Origin of the sequence: Streptomyces sp. NPDC006314 (assembly GCF_040613075.1) — a bacterium.
Taxonomy (GTDB): Bacteria; Actinomycetota; Actinomycetes; order Streptomycetales; family Streptomycetaceae; genus Streptomyces.
The window spans coordinates 149,373-165,751 of sequence record NZ_JBEXRL010000013.1; the positions used below are offsets into that span (position 1 = coordinate 149,373).

At 71.8% G+C, this 16,379-nt stretch carries 15 protein-coding genes; 6 read left to right on the forward strand and 9 right to left on the reverse strand.

Annotated features, from left to right (window positions below):
• The 6 genes from ABZ079_RS24120 to ABZ079_RS24145 all read right to left on the reverse strand — a co-directional run bounded on the left by ABZ079_RS24120 (window position 1) and on the right by ABZ079_RS24145 (window position 7,909).
• On the reverse strand, window positions 1-714 hold the full coding sequence (locus ABZ079_RS24120; protein WP_356941513.1) for a sugar phosphate nucleotidyltransferase: 714 nt from the start codon (window positions 712-714) through the stop codon (window positions 1-3).
• Window positions 715-763: 49 nt separating this feature from the next.
• Complete coding sequence (locus tag ABZ079_RS24125; RefSeq protein ID WP_356941514.1) at window positions 764-1,765, reverse strand: GDP-mannose 4,6-dehydratase; 1,002 nt, start codon at window positions 1,763-1,765, stop codon at window positions 764-766.
• Window positions 1,766-1,808: 43 nt separating this feature from the next.
• Window positions 1,809-3,203 (reverse strand): hypothetical protein, encoded by a 1,395-nt coding sequence (locus ABZ079_RS24130; protein ID WP_356941515.1) that lies wholly within the window; start codon window positions 3,201-3,203, stop codon window positions 1,809-1,811.
• A complete protein-coding gene (pelF, locus tag ABZ079_RS24135) occupies window positions 3,200-4,711 on the reverse strand; it encodes a GT4 family glycosyltransferase PelF (RefSeq protein WP_356941516.1) in 1,512 nt (503 codons plus the stop codon). Before pelF ends, ABZ079_RS24130 begins: the two co-directional genes overlap by 4 nt.
• A 143-nt stretch (window positions 4,712-4,854) precedes the next feature.
• Window positions 4,855-6,981, reverse strand: coding sequence for a hypothetical protein (locus ABZ079_RS24140; protein WP_356941517.1), 2,127 nt, complete (start codon window positions 6,979-6,981; stop codon window positions 4,855-4,857).
• A 400-nt stretch (window positions 6,982-7,381) separates the two neighbouring features.
• A complete protein-coding gene (locus ABZ079_RS24145; RefSeq protein WP_356941518.1) occupies window positions 7,382-7,909 on the reverse strand; it encodes a hypothetical protein in 528 nt (175 codons plus the stop codon).
• 625 nt (window positions 7,910-8,534) lie between these two features.
• Here ABZ079_RS24145 and ABZ079_RS24150 point away from each other — a divergent pair.
• Together ABZ079_RS24150 and ABZ079_RS24155 are read left to right on the forward strand one after the other, a co-directional pair.
• The gene (locus ABZ079_RS24150; protein ID WP_356941519.1) at window positions 8,535-8,792 is read left to right on the forward strand and encodes a DUF5133 domain-containing protein; all 258 of its coding nucleotides are present in this window, start codon (window positions 8,535-8,537) and stop codon (window positions 8,790-8,792) included.
• Between the two features lie 221 nt (window positions 8,793-9,013).
• Window positions 9,014-9,931: an SGNH/GDSL hydrolase family protein gene (locus ABZ079_RS24155; protein WP_356941520.1), complete on the forward strand. Its 918-nt coding sequence runs from the start codon at window positions 9,014-9,016 to the stop codon at window positions 9,929-9,931.
• Between the two features lie 50 nt (window positions 9,932-9,981).
• On the opposite strand, the gene pgm is transcribed toward ABZ079_RS24155, so the two are convergent.
• Together pgm and ABZ079_RS24165 are read right to left on the reverse strand one after the other, a co-directional pair.
• Window positions 9,982-11,622, reverse strand: a complete 1,641-nt coding sequence (pgm, locus tag ABZ079_RS24160) for a phosphoglucomutase (alpha-D-glucose-1,6-bisphosphate-dependent) (protein WP_356941521.1) — start codon at window positions 11,620-11,622, stop codon at window positions 9,982-9,984.
• A 785-nt stretch (window positions 11,623-12,407) separates the two neighbouring features.
• Entirely contained in the window at window positions 12,408-13,247 is an 840-nt protein-coding gene (locus ABZ079_RS24165) for a chitosanase (protein ID WP_356941522.1), read from the reverse strand.
• A gap of 243 nt (window positions 13,248-13,490) precedes the next feature.
• On the opposite strand from ABZ079_RS24165, the gene ABZ079_RS24170 reads away from it, so the two are divergent.
• Together ABZ079_RS24170 and sph are read left to right on the forward strand one after the other, a co-directional pair.
• The gene (locus tag ABZ079_RS24170) at window positions 13,491-13,667 is read left to right on the forward strand and encodes a hypothetical protein (RefSeq protein WP_356941523.1); all 177 of its coding nucleotides are present in this window, start codon (window positions 13,491-13,493) and stop codon (window positions 13,665-13,667) included.
• 378 nt (window positions 13,668-14,045) lie between these two features.
• The gene (sph, locus tag ABZ079_RS24175; protein WP_356941524.1) at window positions 14,046-15,029 is read left to right on the forward strand and encodes a sphingomyelin phosphodiesterase; all 984 of its coding nucleotides are present in this window, start codon (window positions 14,046-14,048) and stop codon (window positions 15,027-15,029) included.
• 105 nt (window positions 15,030-15,134) lie between these two features.
• On the opposite strand, the gene ABZ079_RS24180 is transcribed toward sph, so the two are convergent.
• Window positions 15,135-15,305 carry a hydrophobic protein gene (locus ABZ079_RS24180; protein WP_356941525.1) on the reverse strand — a complete coding sequence of 57 codons (171 nt, stop codon included), beginning with the start codon at window positions 15,303-15,305 and terminating at the stop codon, window positions 15,135-15,137.
• A 155-nt stretch (window positions 15,306-15,460) separates the two neighbouring features.
• Here ABZ079_RS24180 and ABZ079_RS24185 point away from each other — a divergent pair, with 155 nt between their 5' ends.
• Together ABZ079_RS24185 and ABZ079_RS24190 are read left to right on the forward strand one after the other, a co-directional pair.
• Window positions 15,461-15,634, forward strand: a complete 174-nt coding sequence (locus tag ABZ079_RS24185; RefSeq protein WP_356941526.1) for a CsbD family protein — start codon at window positions 15,461-15,463, stop codon at window positions 15,632-15,634.
• A 289-nt stretch (window positions 15,635-15,923) separates the two neighbouring features.
• The gene (locus ABZ079_RS24190; RefSeq protein ID WP_356941527.1) at window positions 15,924-16,373 is read left to right on the forward strand and encodes an ATP-binding protein; all 450 of its coding nucleotides are present in this window, start codon (window positions 15,924-15,926) and stop codon (window positions 16,371-16,373) included.
• The last annotated feature ends 6 nt before the right edge of the window (window positions 16,374-16,379 follow it).

The window sequence follows — 16,379 nt, forward strand, 5'->3', positions numbered from 1 at the left end:
TCAGGCTCCCTTGAGCAGCAGGGACTTGCGGCTGGTGAACTCGGCGTTGGCACGGTCGTAGTCGTCGGGGCGGCCGATGTCCAGCCAGTAGCCGTCGAAGTCGTAGGCGTGCGGCGGGTTCCGGGCCTTGAGGAGATCGAGGACCAGTTCGTCGAAGCCGAGCGGCAGCCCCGGCGTGTAGCCGTCGAGGGTGGTGCGGCTGAGGCCGTAGACGCCCATGGAGACGCGGTAGTCCATGCTGGGTTTCTCGGTGAACGCGACCACCTTGCTCGCGGCCGTCGTGAGGACGCCGAAGTCGATGTGCACCTTGCGGGCGTAGGTGGCGATGGTCAGCGGCGCGCCCGACTCCTCGTGCCGGCGCAGCACGTCGGCGTAGTCGAGGTCGGTGAGGATGTCGCCGTTCATCACCAGAAACGTTTCGGGCAGCCGGTCTCCGAGGTTGAGCAGCGGGCCCATGGTGCCGAGCGGGCTCTCCTCGGTGGCGTAGTCGACGCTCATGCCCCACTGCGAGCCGTCGCCGACGTACGCGCGGATGATCTCACCGAGGTGACCTATGGCGATGGTGCAGCGGGTGAAGCCGGCCGCCGACAGCTGGCGCAGCACGATCTCCAGGATGGCGTGCTGGTCGCCGATGGGGACGAGCGGCTTGGGCAGCGCGGTGGTGTAGGGCCGCAGCCGGACGCCCTTGCCTCCCGCCAGGATCACTGCGTGCATGGGCTCCTCCTTCATTGACGTAAGGACACGGGGGACGTGCCGGACAGGGTCAGATGTTGTAGATGCCGGTCTTGTAGCGGGCCAGGTGGGTGGGGTCGCGGAAGAAGCCCACGGTGTGTGCGAGGCCCTGCTCGAGGGTGTGGGCGGGCTGCCAGCCGGTGGCCTCGGCGAGCCGGGTGGCGTCGGCGACCAGCCGCATGACCTCGGAGCCCGCCGGCCGGATGCGCGCGGGGTCCGCGCGGACGTCGAGGGCGGTGTCCATGACCTTCCCGATCAGCGCGACGAGGTCGCCGACCGAGATCTCGCCACCCGTACCGGCGTTGAAGGTGCGGCCGACGACCTTCTCGGCGGGCGCGGTGCCCACGGCGAGGAACGCCTGCGCGGTGTCCTTGACGAAGGTGAAGTCGCGGGTGGGCCGTAGGTCACCGAGGGTGATGGTGCGCTCCCCCGCCGCCACCTGGCCGATGACGGTCGGGATGACCGCGCGCATGGACTGGCGCGGCCCGAAGGTGTTGAAGGGCCGGAGGGTGACGACCGGGGTGCCGAAGCTCGCGTGGTAGCTGTCGGCCAGCCGGTCCCCGCCGGCCTTCGAAGCGGCGTACGGGGACTGGGTGTTGATGGGGTGGTCCTCGGTGATGGGCACGGTCTGCGCGGTGCCGTAGGTCTCGCTGGTGGAGGTGTGCACGAGCCGGGGCGTGTCCAGGGCGCGCACGGCCTCCAGCACGTTGAGGGTGCCGGTGACGTTGGTCTCCACGTAGCTGTGCGGGGCCTGGTAGGAGTACGGGATCGCGATCAGGGCGGCCAGGTGGTAGGCGACGTCGGCGCCTTCGAGCAGGCCGCGGACCGAGCCGGGGTCGCGGACGTCGCCGAGGACGATCTCCACATGGTCGAGGACGTCCGGGGCGAGGGTCTCCAGCCAGCCGTAGGAGGAGAAGGAGTTGTACTGGGCCATGGCTCTGACCCGGTGCCCGGAGGCGACCAGCGCCTCGGTGAGGTGGGAGCCGATGAAGCCCTCGGCTCCGGTGACGGCGGCGAGCGGTGCGGAGGTCAACTGCGGTGTCCTTCCATTGGGTTGATCGGGACAGGGAACGGCATCAGGCGTGCCGGGCCGGGCGGCCGAGCAGCCGCGTCGCGCATGCCACGAGAGACAGGGCGGCGGCGCCGCAGCACAGCGGCAGCGCGACCGGACCCGGTGGCAGGTGCAGCAGCGTGACCGCGCCGGCGGCGCACGCGGCGGCCAGACAGATCGCGGCCGGGGGCCAGGCGGTCCCGAACGCCTGGAGGAGCAGCGCGGTCCACAGGGTGGCCGCGAGCAGGAGCAGGGTGGCCGGTGAGGCGCCGGTGAGGTATGCGGCGGGCAGCAACGGCAGAAGATAAGCCGGCAGGCACAGGCCGAGGACGGCCACCGAGCGCAGCAGGAAGCCGGCAGGTGTGGTGCTCGCCCGGAGGGCGGCGACGGTAAGGCCCCGGTAGCGGTACAGCAGCCATTCGGCGGGGCCCATGCTGACGGTCAGCACGATCACCGCGTACGGCTCCCGGCGGCCTTCCAGCAGGACGAGCAGACCGGCGGCGAGCCCGAACAGGCCGTACGGCAGGGACCACAGCAGCGGGGGCCGCTTGCCGTCGGCCGCGGCCGGGGCGGCGAGGGCACCGTGCAGGGCGTGTCCGGTCACGGCGAGCGTGGCCAGCAGCGCCAGCAGGGGCAGCCCGGTGCGCAGCGGGGTCCCGGGATCCCACCAGGGCAGTACGGCGGCGCCCGCGATGAGCGGGGTGAGCGCGGCCAGCAGCAGCCGTTCGCGGGCCAGGACGAGCAGGACGCCCGCCGCCGCGAGATACAGCGACTGCGCCGCCGCCGCCAGGATCACCGGTCCGTCACCGCGGACCGGTACGGCGGTGACCGTGGCGAGTGCCGCTCCCAGGGGCGCGCCGGTCAGGAGGGTGCGGGCGGCCTCCCGGCGTCCGGCCGCCATCCGTAAGTGGGCGCGGTGGCCGAGCCCCTGGCCCCACGCCCAGGAGACGAGGCCCGCGACGATCAGCGACGCGGTGTGCCGCCCGGGGTGCCACAGGGGCGCGGTGAGCAGGTAGGCCAGTCCCGGCAGGGCGAACAGCACGCCGCGCAGGAGGCACCGGACGTGGTCCGGGCGCCAGGGGTCGGCCGCCGGGGCGGGCTCCGGGAAGGTCCGGGGCACCTGTTCGTAGAGGGCGGCGGCGAGGGAGAAGAGGTCCGGGTGGCCGTACCCTTCCCTGATCTGGTCGGCGGTCAGGCCCTCGGCCTCCAGCAGGGCGGCCACCTCGTAGGGGTGGACGGCCGGGCCGATGCGGTCGGCGAGTTCGGCGGCCAGCCGGCTCACCGCCTCCTCGCCGGCGCCGTGGCCGGGCGGACGCAGGGCCGGCGTGCGGTCGTCGCGGCGCACGGATGTGCCGGCGAGCCGCAGCGCGAGGGTGTCCTGTTCGGTGCCACCCGGTTCGAGGGCCATGGGTCCGCTCATCCGGCCAGGCTCCCCGCGGCGATCCGGATGTCCTGGCCCTGGTCGGCCGGTGTGGGGAAGGGCCGTGCGTGCGTGGGTAGTTCGAGGTAGATGGAGCGGAAGGTGTCGATGGTCTGGCGCAGGGTGAACTGCTCGATCACCCGCAGCCGGGCCGCCTCACCCATCGCCCGGCGCCGCTCGGCGTCGCCCAGCAGCTCCAGTGCGGCGGCGGCCATCCGGGCCGGGTCGCGCGGCGGGACGACGAGTCCCGTGTCGCCGACGGCCTCGCGTACGCCGCCCACGTCGGTCGAGACGGTCGCCCGTCCGCAGGACATGGCCTCGATGAGGGTGAACGGGAATCCCTCGCTGATGCTGGAGAGCATCACGACGCTCCCGGCCGCGTAGGCGTCCTTGATGTCGTCGACCCGGCCCTCGAAGGTGACGGCGTCCGCGTGCCCCAGCCCGGCCGCCAGTGCTTCGCACCGCTCCCGGTACGCCTCTCCGCCCCGCGGGGTTCCGCCGAACAGCCGCAGCCGGGCCTCGGGTATCTTCGCCCGGACCAGGCGGAAGGCCCGGATGAGGGTTTCCAGGTCCTTGATGGGGTCGACCCGGCCGGCCCAGCTGAGCGTGGGCACGTCCGGCTCCGGTCCGGCGGGCGGGAAGGCGGCGGGGTCCACGCCGTTGTAGACCGTACGGATCGCCCGCGGGTCGGCGCCCCCCTGTTCCTCCCAGAGCCGGTTGTAGCGGTTGCCCGGGGTGATCAGGGCGGCCCGGCGGTAGCTCTCCTCGGCCAGCAGCCGGAAGAAGCCCAGGACGACGGCCTTCACCGGCCAGCGGTAGGGGGCGGTGCGGTAGCCGAGATAGCGCTCGCGCAGGTAGACGCCGTGCTCGGTGAGCAGCAGCGGGACGTCGTACCGTTCCAGGCCGGCGAGGCCGGGCAGGACGGCGACCCCTCCGCTGACCGCGTGGGCGACACCCTGCCGGGGTGGCGGTGCGGCGAGGGGGCGCAGGGCGTGTTCGAGCAGGGCGGTGGCGGTGACCGCGTCGTGCACGGTGGGCCGGGCCTCGTGGACGGCCAGTCCGGGGCGGTTCCACACCGCGGTGAGGAGGGTGATGGCCCGGTCGCCGCGCAGGAACGGGCTCAGCGCGCCGTCGGCGGCGGCCCGGGCCATGGTGTACAGCGCGGGCGCGAACTGGTCCTCCGTGTGCGGGTCGAGCAGCGCGGTCAGGAAGCGTTCGTAGGCGGCGGCGAGCCGGTTCCGGGCGCGGCCCCGGGGCGGACGGCCGTCCGGCGGGGCACCCCACATGGGGACGGAGAGCACCTCGTTGACGTGGGCGGGCAGGTCCCACACAAGGGGTTCGCGTCCGGTGCCGGTGACGGCGATGACGTCGAAGCCGAGGTCGGGCATGCCCCGGACGAGTTGGTCGCACCAGACGCTGACGCCGCCGTGGCTGTGCGGATAGGTGCCTTCGGTGAGCAGGGTGACGTGCGCCGCGCCGGGGCGGCGCACGCCGTGGTGAACATGCATCGATTGCGCTCCACGGCCGAGGTGTGGGGTGGTGGTGCGGGTCGCGGCCGCCGGTGGGCGGCCGGGAGCCCGGGTCCGTCCGGTCGGCTCCCGTCACAGGGCGGGCGTAAGGCGCCGGACAGGCCCTCGGGTCGGTGCGCCGTTCAGTGGTCCGGGGTGTAGGGGACCTGCTCGGTCACGCCCGTGGGGACCCTGGTGCGCGGGGCCGGGTCGGTGACCGTGGCGCCCGCGCTGCCGGCCGGGGCGGCGGAGGAGGAGGACGGCAGGGTGAAGGTGAGCGCGCTGCCGGAGGAGGCGGTCCACCCGGACACCCCGCCCGCGTAGGCGCTGCCGAAGGCGTCGCCGCGCAGGGTGCTGCCGGTGGGCAGGGTGGCGGAGACGGCGATTGCGTCCGGCGCCTGGACGGTCACGGAGTCGCCGATGCGGTAGGCGGTGACCTGGCCGGCGTTCAGGGCGCTCTTCCAGGCGGCCCTGCGCTGGAGTTCGGTGCCGATGTCCTTCATCCGCAGGTTCACCACCGGGGCGCTGTCGGCGAAGAGGGCGTCGTAGCCGTCGAGTACGCCGTTCAGCACCGGGTAGGCGATGCGGTCCTCGGCGAGGTTGGACTGGTGGATGAAGTGCGGCTTGGGGTCGTTGGACAGCACGTGGCCGAAGGCGATCCGGGTCTCCAGCGGCACGATGTGGTCGCCGTATCCGGTGCCGGTGTCCAGCGGGGCCGGAAGACAGGTGGTGGTGGCGGGGTTGTCCTCGCAGATGCCGCTGCCGCCCTGGGCGCGGCCGGTGTAGAGCCAGTTGTACTCGTCGACCTGCTCGGCGGCCCTGCCCGCGTTGTAGAAGACGTTCATCGGGTAGCGGGAGACCGTGGTGGCGGGGCCGACCCGGCGCTGTTCGGGGTCACGGGAGTTGTCCGAGGCGAGCCACTTGACGTCGTCGTCGGCGAGCGCGAGCGCCAGGTTGGGGTTGTCCTGGGGCTGCTGCGGCAGGATCTTCAGCCCGGAGTGCTCCCCGGTGACCAGCTCGTCGGTCTCCAGAGGGAGTCCGGCCGCCTGTCCCCAGGCGCGGTTGACGGCGATCTCGTAGCCGATCGTGCTGCGGCTGACCCACTTCGTGCCGCCGTCGGTGTCGGTCGCGCACTTCCACGGCACGACGGTGACGTTCTGCTCGCAGCCGAGGAAGGCGTGCGTGAAGGTGTGGTTGATCCAGCGGAACCGGTTCCGGTCCGCGACGAGCTTGTCGGCGAGCTGGTCGACGCCGTTGTTGTCCTCGCGCTGGTCGACGCTGCCGGCGCCGTTGTAGACCAGGTCGAGGGTGAAGTGGTGGCTGTCCTGCCAGGCGGTGGCGTGGTCGACGTCCGCCGGGGTCATCCGGATCGGACTGGGCGTACCCGCGCCGTTGGCGCAGTCGACGTCACCGGGTGTGCAGTTGAGCCGGGTGTCCCAGCGGTCGTCGGCGGCGAACACGTCGTCCACGTGTACGGCGAAGTAGTTGCGGGCGGCGCCGAGGTGCACCCCGCCGGTCATCCACTCCACGATCCCGCGGGCCAGCAGCCGGAACTGCTGCTGGTACTCGTTGTAGACGAAGGTGACGACCAGCTCGCGCCGCCCGTCGTGCCGGTACTCGCCGACCAGGGAGCCCTGCTTCGCCGTACCGGGGATGGGGGCCTGCACGTACGGGGTGAAGTCGGCGCCCGTGGCCGGAGTCGACAGGTAGGCGTAACTCTCGCCGACCGACGGCGCGTTGTCCTCGAACGGGACGGCGCCGTCGAGGTAGCCGAAGGCCCCGGCCTTGCCGGCGGTGGTGACCTGGGCCCGGACGCCGTCGACGCTGCCCGAGTAGCCGCCGTGGACCGGATACTGCAGGCCGGCCTCGGGGCGGGCGTAGGTATAGGCGTCGACCTGGGGGATCGCGTACGTCTTCTCGTAGGCGGAGAGCGCGGCCATCTCGGCGGAACCCGCGGTGAACGGGTTGTCGTTGGGCAGGACGACGGCCTGGAACTTCGCCCGGGGCCGGCCGTCGGCGGTGTCCGCGAGGAAGGCGGCGTCGATGGCGGGCCGGTCGGAGTGTGTGAGATCGACCTTGGTGTACGGCGTTCCTGAGACGTCGAGTTGGGAGGCGATGGCATCGGTGGCCGGACCACCGTCGCTCACCACCAGAACTCTGAGGTCGATCCGCGGCGCGGTGGTGTCGGCCTGTGCCGGGCCGGCCCGGAGGCCGAGCGCGGTGATGAGCACGCCCACCGTCGCCGCGGTGGTGCGTATGGTCCGCTTCATGCGGTGAAGTCCCCTCCCCGGGCAGGGGCGAGCACGGCTCCCATGGAGCGGACGCACCCCCTCGCGTGACGCCGGCGTCCCCCTCAGAAGCCGGTCGTCGACGCATCCGTCGCGTCACATGGTGATGCCTCTGTGTAGGTTTTGTGGGCGAGTTACGAAACCTGACGGAAAAGTGCAGGTGATCAGCGGCGCCCCGAAGCAACCCGACGCCCGCTTCCTCCGTCGTCGCCGCGAGGGGGCCCAGGCGCACAGACGGCTGCGGACCACTGGTTTGGCCGCTCTACGACGCACCGGCGGACCGTGGTGGTCCGCCGGGCGGCGTTCCGGTGATCCGTGCTGCGGCGCGGGTCCGGCGGGGAGGCCGATTTCAGGTCACCCGTGCCGCGGAACCGGGGGTCCGTCAGGCGCAGAGCACGCGCGTCTCGGGCGTGTAGACCGGTCCCCCGCTGCTGTTGGCGCTGTCACTGAACTCGGCGTAGTAGTACGAGTAGAAGCCGATGTTGCCGTTGCAGCCGGAGTCGGCGGCGACCTGGAGGGTCAGCGTGACGGTCCGGCTCTGGCCGGGCGGGATGGTGGCGCCGTAGTCGGCACCGAGGTTGTTCGGGCCGGTGCCGGAGCAGGGAGTGCTGCCGGCGGCGGTGGCCAGGCTGCATCCGGTGAAGCTGTACTTGAGGTCCGGGCGCTGGGTGGTCAGCCAGGTCGGGTCGATGGTCTGGTACACGAACCAGATGTCGTAGGTCTTGTTGTTCGTCAGCGTCATCGACAGCCGCACCGTGCCGCCGGGTGTGGTGGTGGCGCTGTCGGTGGTGAAGGTGAGCGCGGCCGGCGCGGGGTCGGCGGCACTCGCGCCGGGCGCGAAGCCGAAGACGGCGAGGACGAGGGCGAGGACGGCGGTGAGGCCGAGGCGTCTCATCAGAGGTGATCGCATGGCCCGGGAGGCTAGGCAGGCGCTCGGCACGGCGTCTGCCCCGCCGGGCCGGCCACGGACGGCGATCGGCTGAAAATCTTCGCCACGTGAAGAAGCTGCGGTGATGTCGTGACGGTAGGCCGCAGGCCGTGTACCCCCGCCTCGCGAGAGCGTCGGCGGGTGTCTCCGGGGAGGTGGGTCGCGCGGCGCTATTGGCGCGGACGAGACCTCCCGGCGCCGACGGAACAACGGCCACCGGATGTGAGGTGGGCTCCTTCTCGGCCAAAGGATGCTTTCCGGTCCGCCCACGGCGCCGGGGTGGGCTCCGCTCCGACCGCCCCGGCGTCCCATGGGTGCGGTCAGTGGTCCGCGCGGGCCCGCGTCTGCTCGAAGGCGGCGAAGGCGGCCTCCCGGCGCCACTCGAGCCGCGCCCTCGGGCTGTCCGCAGGGAGGTGCCGGCAGGCCGCGCCGCGGGGCGACGGTGCCGTCCTTGAAGACGACGTGTTTCCCGGGTGAGGGCGAAGTCGTGTCATCAACCACTCACACTTCAGGCGGCCGAGGCAACGCGGGGTGGCATACGGGACGCGGACGCGGGTATCCGCGCTGCGACTTCATACGTCGCCGACACGCCAGGGAGGCGGAACACATGCTGATGGCACACCCCGCGGTACTGAAGGACCTCATCGCCCAGTACGAGGCCCTCACGCTGCTCGGGGCCGAGGAGAGCACTCCGCAGGTGCGGCAGCGACTCGCGGACATCTCCTACACGCTGTGCGTGGCCACCGGCACCAAGGACGTCGACATGGCCCTCATCGCCGCCCGGCACCGCCTCTCCGGGGCCCGCCCGGAGGACGATTCCCTGCTCCAGGTGGCGGCCTCGGCGGAACCGGTGGCCGGAGTGTGACGGAGGTCGGCACACCGGCCGGCAGCGAACCCGCCAGTGTGCCGACCTCCGTTGAACCGACCCCTCCCCCGGGCGCGTTGAACCAGGAATCCCCCTGAAGTCGTTGCCTCCCGCTTCTGGTCCGCGAGACCTACCGGACGGTATACAGGCCCAGTCGAACGCCCGTGGGCCGCTCTCCGATGCCGCCCGCGCGCGATGCACCGGCCTGAGGGGGAGAATTCATGAGGACCGACACGCGTGCGGCGGACGGGGCGAGAGGCCGGCGGCGGACCTCCGTGCTGGGAGCGGCGCTGGGCGGGTGCGCCCTCGTCGCCGCCTCCACGACCGCGGCCGCCGCGCACTCCGGCGGACACGGCCGCGATGTCTCCTACGTCGCCCTCGGCGACTCGTACACCTCGGGGCCCGGTATTCCGCAGCAGGTCGACGCAGACTGCGCCCGCTCGGACCACAATTACCCCTCTCTCTTGGCGGCGCGGCGGCAGGTGGCCTCGTTCACGGACGTCAGTTGCGGCGGAGCCACGACCGCGCAGATGTGGCAGGCGCAGGGCACCAACGCCCCTCAACTCGACGCGCTGCACCGGGACACGGACCTGGTCACGCTGCAGATCGGCGGCAATGACGTCGGTTTCGGCCGCGTCATCGGCACCTGTAGCCGCCTGGCCGCCCAGGATCCGACGGGCAATCCCTGCGAGCGCTCCTACAAGGCGTCCGGTTACGACCAGTTGACCCTCGCGATCGTGCGGACCGCACCGAAGGTCGACCGGGTGCTGCGGGCCGTGCACGCCCGGGCGCCGCACGCGAGGGTGCTCGTCGTCGGTTACCCGGACCTGCTTCCCGACGACGGCAGCGGCTGCTTTCCGCAGGTGCCGTTCGCGCAGAAGGACTTCCCCTACCTCCGCGACACCCAGAAGCGGCTGAACCTCATGCTCCGTCTGGTGGCGGGCGTGAACCGGGCGGAGTACGCCGACACCTACGGCCCCACGGTCGGTCACGACATGTGCAAGGCACCCGCGGACCGCTGGATCGAGCCGCTGCAGCCGGCCTCGCCCGCGGCTCCGGCCCACCCCAACGCCACGGGGGAGGCGGCCATGGCGCAGGCCGTGCTGGAGCGGCTGGACGCGGGACGCGGGCGCGGCTGAGCCGAGGGCGGCCTCCGTGACGCCGTACCGGAGGCCGCCATACGGTGCCGTCAGCCGCCGAGCGCGCCCAGCACCACGGCCTGGGCCTCCTCCTGCACCCGGGCGAGGTGGTCCGCGCCGAGGAAGGACTCTGCGTACACCTTGTAGACGTCCTCGGTGCCCGAGGGGCGGGCCGCGAACCAGGCGTTCTCGGTGCTGACCTTGATGCCGCCGATGGCCGCGCCGTTGCCGGGCGCCTCGGTGAGGACGGACGTGACCGCCTCTCCGGCCAGCGTGTCCGCGGTGACCTGCGCCGGCGACAACTTGGCGAGCAGGGCCTTCTGCTCCCTGGTGGCGGGCGCGTCGATGCGGGCGTAGGCGGGTTCACCGAAGCGTGTGGTCAGTTCGGCGTAGTGCTGCGACGGCGTCCTGCCGGTGACCGCCGTGATCTCCGAGGCGAGCAGGGCCAGGATGACGCCGTCCTTGTCGGTGGTCCACACCGAGCCGTCCCGGCGCAGGAAGGAGGCGCCGGCCGACTCCTCGCCCCCGAATCCGAGGGCACCGCTGACCAGTCCGTCCACGAACCACTTGAAGCCGACGGGCACCTCGACCAGTTGCCGGCCGAGGTCGCCGGCCACGCGGTCGATCATCGTGGAGGAGACAAGGGTCTTGCCGATGCCCGCGCCGGCGGGCCACTGCTCGCGGTGCCGGTAGAGGTAGGAGATGGCGACCGCGAGGTAGTGGTTGGGGTTCATCAGGCCGGCGTCCGGGGTGACGATGCCGTGCCGGTCGGCGTCGGCGTCGTTGCCGGTGGCGATGTGGAACCGGTCGCGCTGCTCGATGAGGGAGGCCATCGCGTACGGCGACGAGCAGTCCATGCGGATCTGGCCGTCCCAGTCCAGCGTCATGAACCGCCAGGTGGGGTCGGTGTGCGGGTTGACCACCGTGAGGTCGAGGCGGTGCTGTTCGGCGATCCGGCCCCAGTAGGCGACGGAGGCCCCACCGAGCGGGTCGGCGCCGATGCGCACGCCGGCCGCGCGGATGGCGTCCAGGTCCAGCACGCTCGGCAGGTCGCTGACGTATGTGCCGAGGAAGTCGTACCGCTGGGTGGTGTCCGCGGCGAGTGCGCCGGCGTACGGCACCCGGCGGACGTCCTTCAGGCCGCCGGTGATGATCTGGTTGGCGCGGTCCTGGATCCAGGAGGTCGCGTCGGAGGCCGCCGGGCCGCCGCTCGGCGGGTTGTACTTGAAGCCGCCGTCGGCGGGCGGGTTGTGCGAGGGGGTGACGACCACACCGTCCGCGAGGCCGGAGGTGCGGCCCCTGTTGTACGTGAGGATCGCGTGCGAGACGGCGGGGGTGGGTGTGTAGCCGTCCTCGCCGTCGATCAGCACGGTCACGTCGTTGGCGGCGAACACCTCCAGCGCGGTCACCTTCGCGGGCTCCGACAGGGCGTGGGTGTCGGCGCCCAGGAAGAGGGGGCCGTCGGTGCCCTGGGCCGCGCGGTACTCGCAGATGGCCTGGCTGGTGGCGGCGATGTGGTCCTCGTTGAACGCGGTCGCCAGGGACGAGCCCCGGTGCCCCGAGGTGCCGAACGCCACCCGCTGGCCGGGGTCGGCCGGATCCGGGTGCAGCGCGTAGTACGCCGTGACCAGCCGGGCCACGTCGACAAGGTCCTCGGGGCCGGCCGGCCGACCGGCTCGCTCGTGCGGCATGAGTCCGCTCCTCCGCATCGGTGGATCGTTCGCTGAACGTCCATCTTTCCTCGTCAGGGGCCTGTCATGCGAGTGCGCCCCTCGGGGCAGGACACATCGGGACCGCCCTGCCCCACGTTCCGGTCCTCCGGCGATCACGCGGCATCGCGTCCCCGCCTACCGCCTCACGCCGGGCGGGTCTGCCACCGTCCGGATGCACCGCCACGGCTCCCTGGCGCCTCGGCCGTTCCGCCCGGCTCGCCGTCGCGGCCGCGGCCGGCGCGGAGGCGGTCGGGCCATGGCCCGACGGGCTCACCCTCTGCCCCGAGGACACCGCGTCGACCGGGTCCGGGCACGCGTCGATCGTGTACCTGCGCGTGATGACGGCAGCGGCCGTCCTCTTCCTGACGTGGTTCTCCCGCTCTCCCGCTGCCGTGGCAACACCGAACTCCTCTCCCCCGGCACCGTCCGCGGCTCCGCCGTCCGTGCCCGCCCGGCTGATCCCGGTGGGAACCTGTCGGCGCCGCGTGGACGCGTCCCCGGTGTCCAGCGCGCGAGTGACTCAGGCCGAGCCGAGGAGCGCGACGAGGTGCTGGTGGACGTCTGCCGGGCGGCGCGGGCGGGGCATGCGGTGGCCGTCACGGTGACCAGCCGGCCGGGGGGCGGGACTTCGCCGGTCCTTCTCGTCGTCACACAGACCCAGGGCCTGGTCCCCGCCGCCCCGCCGCCGAGCCGCACTCCGGGTTCCCGGTGTCCACGCCCGGCGACCTGCCGCACCCCGCCGCACCCCTCATGGCATCGGCGGATCAGCCGACGTGGTAACTGTCGCCGTACACCTTCCAGTCGAGTGGGGTGTTCAGGTCGAGGTTGCCCTTGCGCAGGAAGACGCGCTGCTCGGTGTCGACGCGGCTGGTGTCGCTGTGCGCCTCCTCCTGCCTCATCGCCCACACCCGGGCGTCGAGGAAGGCGTTCAGGTACGTCGTCTCGTTGCCGCCCTGCGCCGGCGGCTCGGCGCTGCGCAGGGCGCGCCTGCGGATGTTGCGGAAGCTGGTCGGGTCGTCGCCGTCGCCGTGCATGACGATGGCGTCGTAGTAGATGAACTGGCCGAGGGCCCGCAGTCCGTCGGCCTTGCCCTGCGCGACCGCGGGGTTGAAGTAGACGCGGTCGCGTTCGTCGTTCTGGGCCCGCTGGAACACGGTGTCCCGGGCGGCCCTGCGCCAGGTCTCGGGGAAGTCGGGGTCCAGGCCGGCGTGTGAGTCGGTGCCGTTGACCTTGCGCAGGGCGGGCAGGTACGTGGCGAGGACGTTGCCGGGCTTGCGGTCGGTGTAGAGCTGGACCAGGTCGAGCATGTCACCGGTGCCGGAGCAGAAGCCGATGATGCCGGCGGTGTAGCCGCGGCCGTCGCCGATGTCCTCGATGTACCGGTACTGGGCCTTCCAGTCGAGCGAGGAGTTCTCCGCACTCGACACCAGCTGCATCGCTGTCTCCTTCTTCGCCGGGTCGTCGAGGCCCGGCGCGGCCGCCGGTGCTGCGGCGGCGCGCCGGGGTCCGAGCAGGGAGCCGGTGGCGACGGCGCCGAACACGGCGACGACGGTCCGGCGGGAGAGGCGGTCGGGGGCTGCTGTTCCGCGGTCTGGATGCACCACAGGGACTCCAGGTGAGGGGCGGGGGTGTGGGGGGTTGGTCCGTACCGTACTGGTAGGAAAGTTTCCTATCAAAGGTGGGAGTGGCCGGTAACCCGGCGCGCGAGAAGTTCGTAGGATCGCACAGCCCCCGGCGGTGATCCCTGGCACTCAGTGACATCCGGCCTGGACATAGCGAAAAAGTCGGACATAATGGATGTCATTCGGACCGCGACTTCCCCGCTACGTCAAGGAGCCGCTCCCCGCATGGCTTACGGAGCTCACCACAGCCCCTACCTGTCTCCCCACCCCGACCTGGCACTCGCCCGCGACTGCGAGCACTGCCTCGGCTGGGGAACCGTCGTCACCCGCGACGGAAGCCACGAACTGTGCCGCACCTGCCAGCCCGACCCGGGCGACGCCGAGAGCGGCCCCACCACCTAGCGGTTCCCCCCTGCCCAGTTGCTCAGCGCCTGTCGCGGTGACGATCCCGACGCCTGCTCGCCGTCGGCCTGTCGGTCCGGCTCACCGGATCGGAGGCGGAGGCGCTGGTGGACGCGCTGAAGCCCAGGCATTACAGGCCCACCCCGCTGTGCACGACGCTCGCGGCCTTTGCCGTACGGCACCCCGGCACGGCGGCGGGGCGAGCACCGACGGCTGCCGGGGCCGGCGGCGGGCCGAGGGGGACTCCGCCGGGACGTCCCCTGTTCCTCCACTGTGCGCCACCTGGTGCGCGTCCGGGCGTTACCTACGGGTAATCCCTGATGGTTTGATGTGCGGCGCCACTCAGCTCTGCATCGACTCCATCGACAGGGAGATCCAGTGACGCCCTCCGCACCGCACCGTGCCCTCGCCGCGGCCGCGCTCGCCCTCGCCCTGCCCGCAGCGGCACTCGCCTCTCCGACGCCGTCTGCGGCCGCCGAGCCGGCACCCGCGCTGAGGGTGCTGACCTACAACGTCTTCCTCATGAGCAAAACCCTGTACCCGAACTGGGGCCAGGACCACCGGGCCACGGAGATACCCAAGGCGTCCTTCTTCCGGGGCAACGACGTGGTCGTCCTCCAGGAGGCGTTCGACAACTCCTCGTCGGACGCCCTCAAGAGCGCCGCCGCGGCCGGGTACCCCTACCAGACACCGGTGCTGGGGCGCAGCCGCTCAGGCTGGGACGCGACCGGCGGGGCGTACTCGTCCACCACGCCCGAGGACGGCGGGGTGACCGTGCTGAGCAAATGGCCGATCCTGCACAAGGAGCAGTACGTCTACCGGGACGCGTGCGGCGCGGACTGGTGGTCCAACAAGGGCTTCGCCTACGTGGTGCTGAACGTCAACGGCACCAAGGTGCACGTCGTCGGCACCCACGCGCAGTCCACGGACCCCGGATGCGGCCCGGGTGAGGCGGTGACGATGCGCAGCCGGCAGTTCCGGGCCGTCGACGCCTTCCTGGACGCCAAGAACATCCCCGCGGACGAGGAGGTCCTGGTCGCGGGCGACTTCAACGTCGACTCCCGCGGCGGCGAGTACGCCTCCCTGCTCGCCGACGCGGATCTGGTCGGAGCCGACGCGCGCACCGGGCACCCGTACTCCTTCGACACGCGGGAGAACTCCATCGCCCACGAGCGCTATCCGGACGATCCGCGTGAGGACCTGGACTACGTCCTCAGCCGCTCGGGTCACACCCGGCCGGCCGGCTGGCACAACGAGGTCGTCAGGGAGCAGTCGGCCCCCTGGACCGTGACCAGCTGGGGTACGTCGTACACGTACACCGACCTCTCGGACCACTATCCGCTGCGGGCCCACGCGGGCTAGGACGAGGGAACGCGCGGCCGGCCTTCGGCCGAACGGTCCGGCTCCTCCGGGCATGGCAGCGGGCCCCGGCCGAAGCCGGGGCCCGCTCACCGACGGGGACCGCGCCTACCAGCGGTACCAGCGACCGCGCCGGCCTCCTGCCCCGGCCGGTCGGACGAAGAAGCCCAGCAGCCACAGTACGAGCACGACGACCGCGATCCACCACAGCGCCTTCAACGCAAAGCCCGCACCGAAAAGAATAAGGGCCAGCAGGAGAACCAGAAGCAAAGGAACCATGTTTATCAACCTCCGGACCGGCGGGTTCCCGCGAATCAAGCGCTCAGCCCCCCGTATTCGATCTAGTGCCGGATCCCGTTTTCCGGTTTGGATGGCGGCACAGTGGCAAACCGAAGGGTGACCACACACCGCGAAGACGTTGGGATGTGAACCCCATGGCTGGCAACAAGAAGGCCAAGGGCAAGGTGGAGCAGGCCAAGGGCAAGGCCAAGGAGACCGCGGGCCGCGCAGTCGGCAACGAGAGCATGGAGGCGGAAGGCCGCATGGAAGGCGCACGCGGGGACGCCCAGCAGGCCAAGGAGAAGGTGAAGGACGTCTTCAAGCACTGAATCGGCCGGCTATTCGGATTCGGAACGGGTCCGGGAAATCGCGCGGAAGCGGATTTCCCGGACCCGTTCCGCTGTGCGCGGGCGACGGGATCCGCCTCGCCGTCCATGCGGCGTGCCCCTCCCGCGTCGCCACCCCGATCGGCCGCCTCCCACCAGGAGTCCGTGTGCAACCGGAGGATTCCTTGCGGACGTCCCTTTGATCGACGGTTCAGCGGGTAGCCGAAGCAGGACGGCACGATCCCCGTGTACAGAAAGGGACCCTGACCCCAGAGGAAAAGGGCAACGAGGTATGGACATCCCGCTCAGGACGCACGCGACGACGCAGGACCGCCCCGCATCCCTGCGCTACAGCCGCACCTGGGACACCGGCGTCACCGACATCGCCGACGCCAGAGACGCCGTCGCGACCGTGCTCTCCCGGGTACGGCCCGCACCGGAACGGCGCTCCGTGCAGGATGCCCAGCTGGTCGTCAGCGAACTCGTCACCAACGCGGCCAAGCACGCCCCGGGCCCGTGCGCCCTGCGCCTCGAGGTGATGCCCGACGCGTCCGCGGTACGCATCACCGTGACGGACACGTCGGACGAGCCGCCCCGGCGGCGCCCTCCCGATCCCCGGCGGGTCGGCGGTCATGGGCTGCACCTGGTGACGATGCTCTCCACCGATCTGGAGGTGACCCGGTTCTCCCACGGCAAACGGGTCACCGCCACTGTGCCGCTCACCTGCGAACCGGCCATGTGAGGCCGC

What these genes read in the sequence shown, in the direction of transcription:
- ABZ079_RS24120 (WP_356941513.1), bottom strand. Translation starts at nt 714, where the DNA reads ATGCACGCAGTGATCCTGGCGGGAGGCAAGGGCGTCCGGCTGCGGCCC.
- ABZ079_RS24130 (WP_356941515.1), bottom strand. Translation starts at nt 3,203, where the DNA reads ATGAGCGGACCCATGGCCCTCGAACCGGGTGGCACCGAACAGGACACC.
- pelF (WP_356941516.1), bottom strand. Translation starts at nt 4,711, where the DNA reads ATGCATGTTCACCACGGCGTGCGCCGCCCCGGCGCGGCGCACGTCACC.
- ABZ079_RS24140 (WP_356941517.1), bottom strand. Translation starts at nt 6,981, where the DNA reads ATGAAGCGGACCATACGCACCACCGCGGCGACGGTGGGCGTGCTCATC.
- ABZ079_RS24145 (WP_356941518.1), bottom strand. Translation starts at nt 7,909, where the DNA reads ATGCGATCACCTCTGATGAGACGCCTCGGCCTCACCGCCGTCCTCGCC.
- ABZ079_RS24150 (WP_356941519.1), top strand. Translation starts at nt 8,535, where the DNA reads ATGCTGATGGCACACCCCGCGGTACTGAAGGACCTCATCGCCCAGTAC.
- ABZ079_RS24155 (WP_356941520.1), top strand. Translation starts at nt 9,014, where the DNA reads ATGAGGACCGACACGCGTGCGGCGGACGGGGCGAGAGGCCGGCGGCGG.
- pgm (WP_356941521.1), bottom strand. Translation starts at nt 11,622, where the DNA reads ATGCCGCACGAGCGAGCCGGTCGGCCGGCCGGCCCCGAGGACCTTGTC.
- ABZ079_RS24170 (WP_356941523.1), top strand. Translation starts at nt 13,491, where the DNA reads ATGGCTTACGGAGCTCACCACAGCCCCTACCTGTCTCCCCACCCCGAC.
- ABZ079_RS24180 (WP_356941525.1), bottom strand. Translation starts at nt 15,305, where the DNA reads ATGGTTCCTTTGCTTCTGGTTCTCCTGCTGGCCCTTATTCTTTTCGGT.
- ABZ079_RS24185 (WP_356941526.1), top strand. Translation starts at nt 15,461, where the DNA reads ATGGCTGGCAACAAGAAGGCCAAGGGCAAGGTGGAGCAGGCCAAGGGC.
- ABZ079_RS24190 (WP_356941527.1), top strand. Translation starts at nt 15,924, where the DNA reads ATGGACATCCCGCTCAGGACGCACGCGACGACGCAGGACCGCCCCGCA.